Annotated in this window: 15 protein-coding genes; 7 read left to right on the top strand and 8 right to left on the bottom strand. The window is 69.9% G+C overall.

Going from position 1 to position 12,392, the window contains the following annotated elements; all coding sequences use genetic code 11:
• Nucleotides 1–15 precede the first annotated feature (15 nt).
• Nucleotides 16–1,536 carry an FAD-dependent monooxygenase gene (locus tag ACWJI3_RS02620; protein WP_480202761.1) on the bottom strand — a complete coding sequence of 507 codons (1,521 nt, stop codon included), beginning with the start codon at nt 1,534–1,536 and terminating at the stop codon, nt 16–18.
• 124 nt (nt 1,537–1,660) lie between these two features.
• A complete protein-coding gene (locus ACWJI3_RS02615) occupies nt 1,661–1,798 on the bottom strand; it encodes a hypothetical protein (RefSeq protein WP_158217410.1) in 138 nt (45 codons plus the stop codon).
• Nucleotides 1,799–1,839: 41 nt separating this feature from the next.
• Here ACWJI3_RS02615 and ACWJI3_RS02610 point away from each other — a divergent pair, with 41 nt between their 5' ends.
• The gene (locus tag ACWJI3_RS02610) at nt 1,840–2,499 is read left to right on the top strand and encodes a glutathione S-transferase family protein (RefSeq protein ID WP_480202760.1); all 660 of its coding nucleotides are present in this window, start codon (nt 1,840–1,842) and stop codon (nt 2,497–2,499) included.
• Nucleotides 2,500–2,538: 39 nt separating this feature from the next.
• Here the strand turns inward: ACWJI3_RS02610 and thiD are convergent, their stop codons facing one another.
• The gene (gene thiD, locus ACWJI3_RS02605; protein WP_480202759.1) at nt 2,539–3,333 is read right to left on the bottom strand and encodes a bifunctional hydroxymethylpyrimidine kinase/phosphomethylpyrimidine kinase; all 795 of its coding nucleotides are present in this window, start codon (nt 3,331–3,333) and stop codon (nt 2,539–2,541) included.
• 67 nt (nt 3,334–3,400) lie between these two features.
• Between thiD and ACWJI3_RS02600 the strand changes: the two genes are divergently transcribed.
• The 3 genes from ACWJI3_RS02600 (at nt 3,401) to ACWJI3_RS02590 (ending at nt 4,826) form a co-directional block, all read left to right on the top strand.
• Nucleotides 3,401–3,733, top strand: coding sequence for an efflux RND transporter permease subunit (locus ACWJI3_RS02600; protein ID WP_480202758.1), 333 nt, complete (start codon nt 3,401–3,403; stop codon nt 3,731–3,733).
• Nucleotides 3,734–3,816: 83 nt separating this feature from the next.
• A complete protein-coding gene (locus tag ACWJI3_RS02595; RefSeq protein ID WP_480202757.1) occupies nt 3,817–4,005 on the top strand; it encodes a hypothetical protein in 189 nt (62 codons plus the stop codon).
• On the top strand, nt 4,002–4,826 hold the full coding sequence (locus ACWJI3_RS02590) for an HlyD family efflux transporter periplasmic adaptor subunit (RefSeq protein WP_255099269.1): 825 nt from the start codon (nt 4,002–4,004) through the stop codon (nt 4,824–4,826). Before ACWJI3_RS02595 ends, ACWJI3_RS02590 begins: the two co-directional genes overlap by 4 nt.
• A gap of 34 nt (nt 4,827–4,860) precedes the next feature.
• Here the strand turns inward: ACWJI3_RS02590 and ACWJI3_RS02585 are convergent, their stop codons facing one another.
• The gene (locus tag ACWJI3_RS02585) at nt 4,861–6,033 is read right to left on the bottom strand and encodes a class I SAM-dependent methyltransferase (protein ID WP_480202756.1); all 1,173 of its coding nucleotides are present in this window, start codon (nt 6,031–6,033) and stop codon (nt 4,861–4,863) included.
• Between the two features lie 47 nt (nt 6,034–6,080).
• Between ACWJI3_RS02585 and ACWJI3_RS02580 the strand changes: the two genes are divergently transcribed.
• Nucleotides 6,081–6,929: a TPM domain-containing protein gene (locus ACWJI3_RS02580; protein WP_480202755.1), complete on the top strand. Its 849-nt coding sequence runs from the start codon at nt 6,081–6,083 to the stop codon at nt 6,927–6,929.
• Between the two features lie 17 nt (nt 6,930–6,946).
• Here ACWJI3_RS02580 and ACWJI3_RS02575 read toward each other — a convergent pair whose 3' ends face one another.
• The 4 genes from ACWJI3_RS02575 to ACWJI3_RS02560 all read right to left on the bottom strand — a co-directional run bounded on the left by ACWJI3_RS02575 (nt 6,947) and on the right by ACWJI3_RS02560 (nt 10,115).
• Nucleotides 6,947–7,717, bottom strand: coding sequence for an endolysin (locus ACWJI3_RS02575; RefSeq protein WP_315855830.1), 771 nt, complete (start codon nt 7,715–7,717; stop codon nt 6,947–6,949).
• A gap of 173 nt (nt 7,718–7,890) precedes the next feature.
• Nucleotides 7,891–8,151: a hypothetical protein gene (locus tag ACWJI3_RS02570; RefSeq protein WP_480202754.1), complete on the bottom strand. Its 261-nt coding sequence runs from the start codon at nt 8,149–8,151 to the stop codon at nt 7,891–7,893.
• A 45-nt stretch (nt 8,152–8,196) separates the two neighbouring features.
• A complete protein-coding gene (locus ACWJI3_RS02565) occupies nt 8,197–9,270 on the bottom strand; it encodes a hypothetical protein (RefSeq protein WP_480202753.1) in 1,074 nt (357 codons plus the stop codon).
• Complete coding sequence (locus ACWJI3_RS02560) at nt 9,264–10,115, bottom strand: TIGR04168 family protein (RefSeq protein ID WP_094510775.1); 852 nt, start codon at nt 10,113–10,115, stop codon at nt 9,264–9,266. The genes ACWJI3_RS02565 and ACWJI3_RS02560 overlap by 7 nt, the downstream gene beginning before the upstream one ends.
• Nucleotides 10,116–10,238: 123 nt before the next feature.
• Between ACWJI3_RS02560 and nadA the strand changes: the two genes are divergently transcribed.
• Together nadA and ACWJI3_RS02550 are read left to right on the top strand one after the other, a co-directional pair.
• Nucleotides 10,239–11,186 (top strand): quinolinate synthase NadA, encoded by a 948-nt coding sequence (gene nadA / locus ACWJI3_RS02555; RefSeq protein ID WP_480202989.1) that lies wholly within the window; start codon nt 10,239–10,241, stop codon nt 11,184–11,186.
• A gap of 68 nt (nt 11,187–11,254) precedes the next feature.
• Nucleotides 11,255–12,268: a ligase-associated DNA damage response exonuclease gene (locus ACWJI3_RS02550; protein WP_480202752.1), complete on the top strand. Its 1,014-nt coding sequence runs from the start codon at nt 11,255–11,257 to the stop codon at nt 12,266–12,268.
• Nucleotides 12,269–12,392 lie beyond the last annotated feature (124 nt).

Below are 12,392 nucleotides of genomic sequence, written 5' to 3'. Positions count from 1 at the left end.
GCGAAGCGGAGCGCGTCAGCGACCCCTCAACAGCGCGACATACCGCTGCACCGCGCTGCGGTGATCGGTGTCGGCTCGCAGGGCGATGAAGCCGTCGGGCCGCACGGCCAGAAGCGTGAGGGGCCCCAGACCCAGGCTGGACGCTTCCTCCAGCCGTAGGGACACCACCGCCTCCACCAAGACCTGCGGGACCGTGCCGGCAGCCCTGTCGGCCTCCAGTTCGGCCTGCAGGCACGCGAGTGCCTCCGGGGGCGTCTCGGGGCCCGCCAGCAGCAGCAGCGTGTGGCCGCACCGGTGTGTGAGCGTGTGCAGAAGGCTCGCGCCGGCATCGGGTGGCACCGCGATCGTGGTGGGCAGCCGTTGGCCGGCGCCTAAGCCGAAGGCTTCTGCGAAGCCGTGGGGCTGGCTCTCGCTGCCGCTCAAGATCGCCGAGCTGGCGTAGCTCACGTTCATCTCGGCTTCCGCCACCGCTTCCTGCTGGCTGGCCACCGGATTGGCCAGCATGGCGGCGATCGCCCGGTCGCGGGCGGCACGCTCGCCGCTGTCCTGCAGTAAGTGGGCCTGCTCGGTGGCGTCGCTGGAGCGGCAGATCTGCTGCGCCACCGGACGCCGCTCCTGCTCGTAGCTGTCCAGCAGGGAGGGGTCAGCGGCGCCTTGGTGCACCAGGGCCAGCTTCCAGGCCAGGTTGGCGGCATCCTGCAGCCCGCAGTTCATGCCGTGCCCCTCGGCGGGGGAGCACACGTGGGCGGCATCGCCGGCCACAAACACCGGCCCGGCGCAGAAGGCGCTGGCCACCCGGCTGTGGCAGTGGAAACGGCTGGGGTTCTCCACGGCGCTGAAGCGGGCCTCCGGCAAGTAGCGCCGCAGCACGGCGGCGGCCTCCGCCACCAGGTCGCCCTGGTCGCCTGCGGGCCGCAGGTACACCCGCCAGCGGCCTTCGGGCAGGGCCGTGAGGATCAGAGGCGATGGGTCGAGGTAGGCCGCATTGACCTCTTGGCTCTCAGCCCAGCCCTCCACCGCGGCATCGAACACGGCCCAGGGGCGGGCGATGCCATGGCCCTCGAAGCTGAGCCCGCTCAGTTCGCGGGTGGTGCTGCGCAGGCCGTCGCAGCCCACCACCCAGCGGGCCTGCACGGTCTGCACCCGCCCATCGCAGTCCACCGTGCCCCCCTCCCCCTCGAGATGGTCCTTGAGGATCGCTTCGGTCACCTCTTCGGAAAGGCCGAGATTGAAGCCATAGCGGCTGCCGCAGTCGGCCAGATCCAGTTCCCCCAGCCGCTGGCCATCGGCGTGGATCAGGATTCTTCGCTGCCGGCAGCCAGCCTCGAGAAACCGATCCACCAGCCCGAGAGCCTCGAAGATTTCCAGCGAGCGCGGGTGGATCACCGTGGCCCGGTCCCAATGCAGGGCTTCAGCGCGGGCGTCGATCAACAGGTTGGGAACGCCGCGGCGCTGCAGCTCTCCGGCCAGCAGCAATCCGGTGGGGCCAGCTCCCACCACGAGCACGCAGGTTTGGCTGGGAAGGGACAGAACCATGGCGCCCGGGCAGGTCAAGTCACCGCGAGGCACAGTAAATCGACCCAGGGGCGCGGGCGCAGTCGAGGCCTTGGCGATGCGATACGCCTGATGCAGAGGGTGCACCCGCTGGCACGCCCAGCGGTCAGCCTCCCTGGCCGATGTCGTGGTGCTGGAGCGCGGCCCTTACCAAGCCGGAACCACCGGCCAGAGGATCACCGTTGCCACCGGCGGCATCGCCGCGGCGATGCTGGCCGTGCGCCTGACGGGTCGCGTTCTCCAACCAGAGCCCTGAAGCGGCCCTGCCGCCGAGCTGTTTCCCCCATGACCATCGCCCAGCTCAAGCTGTTTCACGCCCCCGCCACCCGCAGCGCCCGTGTGCGCTGGGCGCTGCATGAGGTCGTGGGCGAGGCCTTCGTGCTGGAGCGCCTCGATCTGGCGGCGGGCGACCAGTTCGCCCCCGCCTTTGCGGCCCTCAACCCCAACCGTTCCGTGCCGGTGCTGCAGGTGGTCCGCGACGACGGCAGCGTGCAGACCCTGATCGAGAGCGCCGCGATCGTGCTGTTCCTGGCGGACGCCTACCCCGCCGCCTGCCTGCTGCCGCCCGAGCCCGCCTCCCCGCAGCGCGCCGACGTGCTCCAGATGCTCCAGTTCGGTGCCACCAGCGTCGATCGCCTGCTCTGGCAGCTCCGGCTGCACGAGAAGCTGCTGCCACAGCCGGAACGGGACCCCGGTGAGGTCGAACGCGCCCGCCGCCGCTTCCAGGAGCAGGTGGAACCCCAGCTGGCCGAGCGCCTGCGCCGGCACCCCCACATCTGCAGCACCGCCTTCACTGCCGCCGATCTGGTCATGGGCCACAACGTGCTCTGGGCCCGCTCCATTGGTCTCTGCGGCGAGCGCATCTTCCAGCGCTACCTGGCCCTGCTGGGGCGCCGCCCCGCCTTCGCGCGCGCCTTCGATGACATCGAGACCGTCATCCCTTGACGCCTGCTGCGCAGCAGCAAGGGGCAGTGGATCGCAGCTTCACCCCAACGCCTGATGCCAATGGCACAGCGGCCCCTGGCCGCCGCCGATCGCCAGGGCATGGCGTAAGCCGCCCGCTACGAAGGCCTTGGCGGTATGGATCGCCGCTTCCAGTGCGGCGCCACGGGCCAGCTCGGCTGTGATCGCCGCCGAGAGGGTGCAACCGCTGCCGTGGCTGTGGGGCGTGTCGATCGGCTCCAGGCGGAACCACTGGATGCGGCCGTCCCGCCAGAGCACGTCGCTGCCGCGCAGGCCTCGCAGCCCGCCGCCCTTGATCAGCACCGCCTTGGGCCCCATCGCGGCGATGCGCTCCGCCGCCAGCTCCAGATCGTCGGCACTCTCCAGCGGCCGCCCGACCAGCAGCCGTGCCTCGTGCACGTTGGGGGTGAGCAGGTCTGCCAGCGGCAGCAGCTGGGCTTTGAGGGCCTCGATCGCCTCGGGCTCCAGCAGCACCGCCCCTGCCCGCGACACCATCACCGGATCGATCACCCGGGCGGCCGCCAGCGGGGCGATCGCGGCGGCGGTGGCCTCAATCAAGCCCTGGTTGAGCAGCATGCCGGTCTTGAGGGCCGCCACCGGCAGATCCCGCGTCACTGCCTCCACCTGGGCCCGCAAGGCCTCGGGGGGCAGGGCGTCCACCCGCTCCACGCCGCGGGTGTTCTGGGCCGTGACGCAGGTGATCGCCGAGCAGCCATGCACCTGCAGGGCGCTGAACGTTTTGAGGTCGGCCTGGATGCCGGCGCCGCCGCCGGAGTCACTGCCGCCGATGGTGAGCGCAATCGGGATCAAGGCCATGGCAAGGGCAGCGACGCACCGTCTCTATCGCAGTGCCTCCAGAAAGGAGATCACTTCATCGCACCTGATGACCGCCACGTTGGTGCTCTCCTTCCGCTCCTTCCGGCTGGCGGCCCTGATCGGCTCGGTGGCGGTGCTGCACAGCACCCGTCACGTGCTCGCGACCACCCTCACCACCGTGATCGGCTTCCTGCCGCTGATGCTCGATCCCACCGGCTTCTGGCCGCCACTGGCAATTGCGGTGTCCGGCGGGCTGGTGGGCGCCACCGCCTTGGCGCTGTTCTATGTGCCGGCCGCCCACTTGCTGCTGATGCGAAAGACGGCGCGGTGGCCGGTGGCGACGCAGGGGCCTGTGGCAGCGGGGGTCAAGGCGACGGCAATCGCCCCACCCCAATGCTGATCTCACACCCTGTCACAACTTGGCCATGGCGCTTCCCGGCAGGCTGGGTAGGGTCTGCCCATCTGTTGGCTGCCTGTTTGAAGATGCCGCTCACGGGTCGATCTGGCCATGTCCTGGTGCTGGCCGCCGCCCTGGTCGGCGCGGAGCCGGTCCAGGCGCAGCAGTCGAAGCAGCAGGCGGAGGCCAACCGCGACCGCTGCCGCATTGGTGTGCTGATCGGCGGGGCCAGCGGCGGTTGCGTGATCAACCGGGGCGTGAACGAAGGCACATGAGGAGCTCCCGCCTCCTCGGTGTGATCGTGCTGCTGGCCTCAGGGGCCGGGGTGGTGCAGGCCCTGCGTGCCAGCGGGCCCTTCGAGCCGCTGTCGGCGCCCGGCCGGTTGGAGCTGGCGGGTGAGACCCGCAAGCTGGCCGCCCCGCTCAGCAGCAACGGCATCAGCCCGCGCCTGGTGCAACTGCTGGTGCAGGAAGGCGACAGCGTGCAGCGCGGCCAGGTGCTGGCCCGCTTCGACAGCGGCCCTGCCCTGCAGGCAGAGCGCCAGTTGCTGCAGCGCCGCTCCGAGCAGCTGCGCCTCCAGGCAGACCGCGTTCAGGCCGATGTGGAACGCTTCCGGCCGCTGGTGCAGGTCGGGGCCCTCTCCCGCGCCGATCTGCAGCAGCGCGAGCAGCAGTTGGTGGAGCTCCAGGCCGGCATGGAGAGCAACCGCCAGGCCATCGCCCGCACCGACGTTGAGCTGGAAAACAGTGCCTTGCGTGCCCCGATGGACGGCAAGGTGCTGCGGCTTTACGCCCGCGTGGGCGAGCGGCCGGGGGTGATGAACGTGCTGGAGCTGGGCACCAGCGACCGGCTCGAAGCGATCGCCGAAGTGGATGCCAGCGATCTGACCCGCATCCGTCTGGGACAGCCGGCCCGCATCAGCAGCCTCAGCGGCGCCTTCCCCGGCAGCCTGGCGGCGCGGGTGCGCCAGGTGAATCCCGCCGATGGCGCCCCCACCGATGGCGTGGTGGATGTGCAGCTGGAGCTTGACCCCGCCGATGCCCGCCGTGTGCGGCAACTGGTGGGACTGCGCACGATCACCCGGTTTGCTACCTGATCCGGAGCCAGGGATCCCTCAGCTCGCTGCAGCTTCAGCCAGCTTCGGTGGGATCGGGGTCCTGCAGAAACTGGCTTGCCGCCGGGATCTCACCCTCGCTAGCGCTGCGCTGGAAGGCCAGCCAGCTGAAGTCACCTAGGGCGGTGGGATCCACCAGCCGTAGCAGGGCTTCGCGGCGTGCCAGCAAATCGGCCAGATCCACGCCGTGCCCGCTCGATTGCTGCAGCCCGTGCAGGCGCTGGGCCAGGCCCAGGGCGAGCAGGGCTTCGCCCTGGCGGCGCTGGCCCAGCAGCTGCCAGCCGCTTGCCGCCGCTGCCGCTATCAGGCTGTCGATGCACAGGTGGGCGGTGAGATCCCACGCGCCCGGCTCCAGCAGAGGATCGCCGCTGGCCCGCTGCTCCCGGTAGGCCATCAAGGTGCCGTCGCAGCGCGAGGGCGCGTAGTAGCGCCAGGCCTCCAGGGCGTAGTCGATCACCAGCAGCCGTCCTTGCCCCAGCGCCGCGCCGCAGGCCGCCAGCCAGGGCTCCAGGCCAGGATGCAATTCGCTGCACCAGCCCGCAGGCCGCTGGGCGCCCGGCGTCGCCAGCCCCAGGGGCTGCAGCCGCGCCACTGCCTCCGGCTCCAGGGGTTCGCCCGGCTCCATCCGCAACGTCCCCTCGTGGAGTGTCACCCGCTGGCGGCGCCAGGCCGCCCCGTCCGAAACGATCCGCTCCACCGCCAGGGCATCCAGCACCTCATGGGCCACCACCACGCCGGCCAGCGGAGCGTCCGCCAGCTGCCGAAAACTGCTCCAGCGCACCGGCAGCGGGCAGTGCTGCAGCCGCTCCCGCTGGCGGGCAGCCATGCCGGGATTGGGTTCCACCAGCACCAGTTCGGTGCGGGCAGCCAGCTGGGGCCAGCCGGCCACCAGTGCCTGCGCCAGTTGCGCCGCCAGCTGCCCCTCGCCCGGGCCTGTCTCCACCAGCGACAGCGTCCTGGCGGTGTCCAGCTGCTGCAGCCACTGGGCCAGCTGGGGGGCCAGCAGGGCGGCGAATTCCGGGCCGAGCGCAGGGGCGGTCACGAAATCACCGGCGCGGCCGATGCTCAGACGGCCAGCGCCGTAGGCGCCGTGCTCGGGATCGTGCAAGGCCCACTCCATGTAGGTGCGGAAGGGCACGCTGCCGCCTGCCGCATGAAGGCGCTGTTGCAGCCAGAGGGGAACGGACACGGGCAGGCCTGGCGTTAAGGAGAATCGGAGCACATTGAACCTGCCGCATGGGCCGCTCCTCCGTCTCCCGCTCGCCGGCCTCGCCCGCGCCCCGGCGTCACGCCGCGGCAGGGTGCTGGCTGGCGCTGCTGGCCGCCCTGCTGCTGCTCTGGCCCTCGCCGGCCGCCTTCGCGGCCGACAACCCGGAGCTGCTGCCTGATCACCCCACACCCGTGATCGATCTGGCACGGGCGCTCACCGATGGCCAGCGCGCCGCCCTGGAAGACAAGCTCGACCGCTTCGAGGATTCCAGCGGCTGGAAGCTGCGGGTGCTCACCCAGTACGAGCGCACTCCGGGCCTGGCGGTGAAGCAGTACTGGGATCTCGACGAGCGCAGCGTGCTGCTTGTGGCCGACCCCCGCGGCGGCAACCTGCTGAACTTCAACGTGGGCGATGCCCTGTTCGCGCTGATGCCGCGCACCTTCTGGGTGGAGCTGCAGACCCGCTACGGCAATCAGTTCTATGTGCGCGACAACGGCGAAGACGGCGCGATCGTGGCCGCCCTCGGCGCCGTGCAGACCTGCCTGGAGCGCGGCGGCTGCCAGGTGGTGCCGGGCCTGCCTCAGGAGCAGTGGCTGCTCACCTTCTGCACCTCAGTGCTGGGCGGCCTGATCGTGGGCTTCGCCGCCTACCCGCGCAAGGAGGGCGACACCGTCGCCTGGAGCTGGGTGCTGCTGCTCTCACCGCTGTGGGTGATGCTCTTCGTGGTGTTCGGCCTCGGCCCGGTGGTGACCCGCACCTCCGATTGGCTGCCGGTGCTGCGCAACAGCCTCGGTTTTCTGGGCAGCTCTCTGGCCGCTTACCTCATCGCCCAGCGCACGGTGGGCAAACCTCCGGTGGGCAATGCGGGCGGGTGATCTCAGCGGCTGAGCGCTCAGGGGGTAGGCGTCACCTGCTCTAGCGCACAGGAAAGAGTGTCGTTGTCGCAGACCGGGGGCGGCGTGGGGATGGTGGCCACTTCGATGCGCACGTTGAGTGAAGCGCGCAGCTCGGCCAGGTTGGCTTCGTAGAAACGACGCAGCTCATCGAAGCGCTTCACCGGCTGGCCGTAAAAGCTGTTGCCGGCCAGGGTGGGGAAGGACGCCCATTCCGGGGCCAGCCGGGCGGCCAGCTGGGGGGTGAACACGCCACGGTCGGCTTTTTCGAGTGCGCCGCGGCGCTGAATCAGGAAGATGGCGGCCTGATCCTGCACATGCGGCCCGAAGCCATTGAGGCCCATGCGGCTGCTGGCCATGGTCCAGGTGAAAGGCATGAACTGGTAAGCGCCGGCGGCTGCACTGGCGTAGCCAGGTGTGCGGTTCACCCGGTTGGGGTGACGATCAAGCGAGGGCATCAGGCTGCCGCCGAACATGATCCAGTAGCCCCGGTCTTCACCGCGGGCCCAGGTGCCTTCGGCGAAGCGAATCGTGTTGAGCAGCGCGCGGCGCTCCGGGGTGATCACGAAGAAGCGGGGATCCTGCGGCACTTCACTGGGCAGGGCCACCGCCATGGAGTGAGGACCGGTGATGGCGGGGGCCGGAGCCGGGCGACGGATCTCCTGCCACAGGAACGGCGTTCTGGGCACGGCAGCGTGGGCAGGAGCCGCCAGGGCGAGCGCGGCGGCGGGCAGCAGCAGGTGGCGGGCAGCGGAGCGGAGAGTGCGCAAAACGGGGATCGGAGTGAAGGGGACGTGGGAAAGGAAGAGGGCGGAATCCTGAGGGGGACTGCCGGTGGCTAGGCGCAATCGGTCAACGGTTTGTTGTTTCCGTTGCGCATTCGCGTGGGAATGAAAAGTCTGTGAATCGGCTGAGAAGTGACCCTGAACCTTGACGAAGCGGCTCAGATGTGCAGGTCAGTTTCTTGTTTCTGGACCGTCGTAGAGAAGGATGAATCCATCGCGGCGGGTTTGGTTCGGCTCAATGTGACAAACGCCAACATGGATCCAAGGGTTATATGTGCCAATCGCACGACTGTCCACCAGTTATCTTGAGGCGCCGCACGGTTCTGATCACTGTTGAGCACTGAGTTTTTTGCTGCTCCGATCAATCTGCGCTGGTTGATCAGATCTGCTGATTGAAGCCACTCAGTAGTGAAATACACCAGAACGGCTGCGCTGCAATGCTCCCCAGCGATCAGCGCTGTTGTTCAGGGCGCCATCCCTTCGGCCAGCTGCACCAACTGAGCCGCCGCTTGCTGAGCGCCATCGGCTGCCAGCGGACCGTCGCTGGGGGGCAGCAGCGGCTGGTCGAGCTGCCAGTCGCCGGCCAGCAGCTGCGGCTGGCTCAGCAGCCGGTGCCGGCCGTGGCGCCGCAGCCAGCCTTCCAGCACCGCCGCTTCAGCAAAGCCGTGGCGCTCCACCAGATGCACCCCCGTGCCCTGGCCCAGCGCCTCACAGAAGGTGCTGTAGCCGGCCTTGCTGATCTGGCGGCCGCACAGCCGCATCAGCTCCAGGGGGCGCACGTCCGCCGGCAGCAGGTGCACATTCGGCGCCGCCGCCGCGCTGGCGTCGGTGGTCACAAAGGTCCAGCCGGTCCAGCGGGCGTAGGGCTCAGGGCCCAGGGCAAAACCCAGCCCACCGAAGCTCACCATCACGCAGCGCTCCCGCTCGGCCGGCAGGCCGAGCCGCTGCCGCAACGCGTCCGCCGCCAGCTGCGGCGCTGCTGCCGTCAGGCCCACCGCCGTCTCCGGCAGTCCCCAATCCATCGCCATCGAAAACGGGCAGCGGATCACGTGCGTGCCGCGGCGGTAATCGTGGTGGAAGCGCTCGGCCCAGTCGAGGAAGGCCCCCCCCATGGGCGCGTAGATGTCGTCCCAGCCGAAGTTGCCCATCCACACCAGCGGCCGCCGCACCAACGCCGCCAGCCGCGCCGCCGCCGGCGGCACATCCCCCAGCAGCAGCACCGGTTCCCCCTGCTGCTGCAGCCAGTGCGCTTCCGCCTCCAGCAGCGGCGGCAGCGAGGCAGTCACGGCCTCCAGCGCCGCCAGGGTGGCGTCTCCATCCACACCGAGCGCATCGGCCTGAATCGCGCCCACATCCCAGCGCAGCGGGCGATGTTCGAACGGCACCCCCGCCAGGGCCAGCTGGAGAAAAGAGGGCGGCAGCGAGGTGGAGAGCACCAGCCGCCAGCCTGGCCGGAGCGCCGCCAGCGCCAGCAGCACCGAGGCCACCCGGGAGCCATGGCCGAAGCCGTGGCCGCTCACGCACGCATAGATCAGCACGGCACGGCCAACGGTTGCTGCACCAGCAACTGTTCATAGAGCAGCTCACCGCCGGGGTGGTACCAACGGTGGCTGGCGCGCCGCACCCTGCCGTCCACCAGTTCCACCCAGGAGAAGTGGCGCAGGGCGCGGCCCTCCTGATCGACGCCATGGCGCGGCACACAGGCGCTGTTGAGATAGGCGGTGCCGCTGCGGTCGATCACAAAGCTGCGGCGCAGGCCCCGCCCGCGCTTGAGCGCGTGGTGCATGTGGCCGAACACCACCAGCGGCACGGGCCGGTGGCGGCGGATGCGCTCGATCGCCAGGGTCAGGTCCTGGTCGCCCCAGTCACACGCGGGTGGTTTCCAGTCGCGACCGCAGGGGTCCTGGGCCTCGCTGCCCAGACCGGCCGGCCCACTGTGGGCCAGCAGCAGCAGCGGCAGGGCAGGATCGGCCGCCAGGGCGGCGTTGGTGATGCGCTGGGCTGAATCGTCGACGCTCATCGGCCCCCAGACCGCCTGCACCGCCTGTGAGAGATGGAAGCCACCGCCGGCGCTGCCGGGCCGGGCGCCCACCACCGCCAGCCCCGGGGGCTGCAGCTGCCGCAGCGCCCAGCCGCAATGGCGATCACCCAGCAGCTCGATCTGGCGCCGCAGGCAGCGGCCGCTGGCATCACGGCCGGCGTCGTGGTTGCCGAGGATGCAGGCCAGGGGCAACTCCAGCCGCCCCAGGCTGGCGGCGATGCGCTCCTGGCCATCGCTGAGGTCGCCGACCACCAGCACCGCATCAGGAGCGAGCCGGTGGAGCAGATCCACATCGCTGGCATCCCATTGCCCGTGCAGGTCGCCGGCGATCGCAATGCGCATGCGGGCCGGGCCCCGTCCCTAGGGTGGTGTCATCTTGGCCCAGAAGCCTTCTGGGCGCCGTCCGCGACACCCTCCACTCCCGCCATCGACACCGTCACCACCAGCCCGCTCTCTACCAGGCCGCTGAGCGTCGGCCCCGCTCCCGCCCGGCACGCGCTGCCGCAGGCGATCCGGGAACTGGCCAGGCAACGCCGCGCCGTGATCCTGGCGCACTACTACCAGAACGCTGAGATCCAGGACATCGCCGATGTGATCGGCGATTCGCTCGAACTCTCCCGCCGCGCCGCCGACACCGACGCCGAGGTGATCGTGTTCTGCGGCGTTCACTTCATGGCCGAAACCGCCAAGATCCTCAATCCCGGCAAAACGGTGCTGCTGCCCGATCTGGAAGCGGGCTGCTCCCTGGCCGATGCCTGCCCCGCCGAAGCGTTCGCCGCCTTCCGCGCCCAGCACCCCCACCACTACGTGGTGAGCTACATCAACTGTTCGGCGGCGGTGAAGGCGCAGAGCGACCTGATCTGCACCAGCAGCAACGCCGTGAGCCTGGTGCAACAGCTGCCCGCCGACCGGCCAATCCTGTTCGCACCGGATCAGAACCTGGGCCGCTGGGTGGCGCGCCAGAGCGGCCGTGAACTCACCCTCTGGCCCGGCAGCTGCATCGTGCACGAAACCTTCAGCGAGCAGGCGCTGCTGAAGCTGCGGCTCGATCATCCCGGGGCCGAGGTGATCGCCCACCCGGAATGCCTGCCCAACATGCTGGATCTGGCCGACTTCATCGGCTCCACCAGCAAGCTGCTGCACCGCGCCGAAACCAGCGAGGCCACCGCTTTCATCGTGCTCACCGAGCCGGGCATCCTGCACCAGATGCGCCTGAAGCTGCCCCATAAAACCTTCTATGAAGTGCCCGGGCAGGACGGCTGCAGCTGCAATGCGTGCCCTTACATGCGCCTGAACACGCTCGAGAAGCTCTGGCACTGCCTGGCCACGCTGGAGCCGGCGATCGAGCTGGATGAAGCGGTGCGCACCCGGGCGCTGCTGCCGATCCAGCGCATGCTGGACATGAGCCGCTGAGCGTGGCCTTCGCGCCCTGCCCTGGCTCGAGGCCGGCGACCGAGCCCGGCTGTTGATCGCGCATCGCCATGCTGCCGCCGGGCTCCCTGATCCAGCACACCCCCCAGGGGCTCTACTGCCCGGCCGCCGACGCCTGGATCGACCCCTGGCGCTCGGTGCCACGCGCCCTGCTCACCCACGCCCACGCTGACCACGCCCGGCCCGGCAGCCAGGTGTACTGGGCGGTGGGCAGCGCCGCCGGCGTGCTGCGCCAGCGACTGGGCCAGGGCATTGATCTCCGCCAGATGGCCTACGGACAGGAGCTGCGCCTCGGCGATGCCACCGTGTCGTTTCACAGCGCCGGGCATGTGCTGGGTTCGGCCCAGGTGCGGATCAGCGCCGGCGGCGAAACCTGGCTGATCAGCGGCGATTACAAGCGTGATGCCGACCCCAGCTGCGTGCCGTTCGAGTCGGTGCAGGCCGATGTGCTGATCACCGAGGCCACCTTCGGTCTGCCGGTGTATCGCTGGCGGCCGGGCCAGGAGGTGGCCGCCGAGATCCACGCCTGGTGGAATGGTGCCCCGGAGCGGCCCTCGATCCTGTTCTGCTACGCCTTCGGCAAGGCCCAGCGTCTGCTGGCGGAGCTGCACCAGCTGGGCGTGCGTGAGGAGGTGCTCTTGCATGGCGCCGTGCAGACCCTGATGGCGCCTTACTGCGAGCAGGGGATCGCCATGCCGCCCACACGGCCCGTGAGTGAACTGCCCCGCAGTGAACCATTGGCGGGCCGGCTGGTACTGGCGCCCCCGTCGGCGCATCGTTCGGTGTGGATGAAGCGGTTCAAGGCACCGCAGACGGGCTTCGTGAGCGGTTGGATGGCGGTGCGCGGTGCCCGGCGGCGGGGCGGCTACGAGCGGGGCTTCGTGCTCAGCGACCACGCCGACTGGAACGGTCTGCTCACCACCGTGCGCCAGAGCCGCGCCCAGCAGGTGTACGTGACCCACGGCCAGAGCGACGTGCTGGCCCGCTACCTGCGCGACGTGGAAGGCATCAGCGCCGAGCCCCTCAGCGGCGGCATTGCGGCGGAGCGTGGGGAAGAGACGTAGGGGGGGTTGTGACCGTTGATCTGGTGTACGGAATCCGCGAGCCCTGAAGCTCTGCATCAGACGGCACACCTTGGCGTCACGACTTGACTGCCTTTGTGCGTCGATGGGTTCGCTGTTGCCGGCC

The organism is Marcopretia estuarina LEGE 06307 (assembly GCF_056633115.1).
The sequence above is the reverse complement of the archived record's forward strand: the minus strand, read 5'-3'. Positions and strand labels throughout refer to the sequence as shown.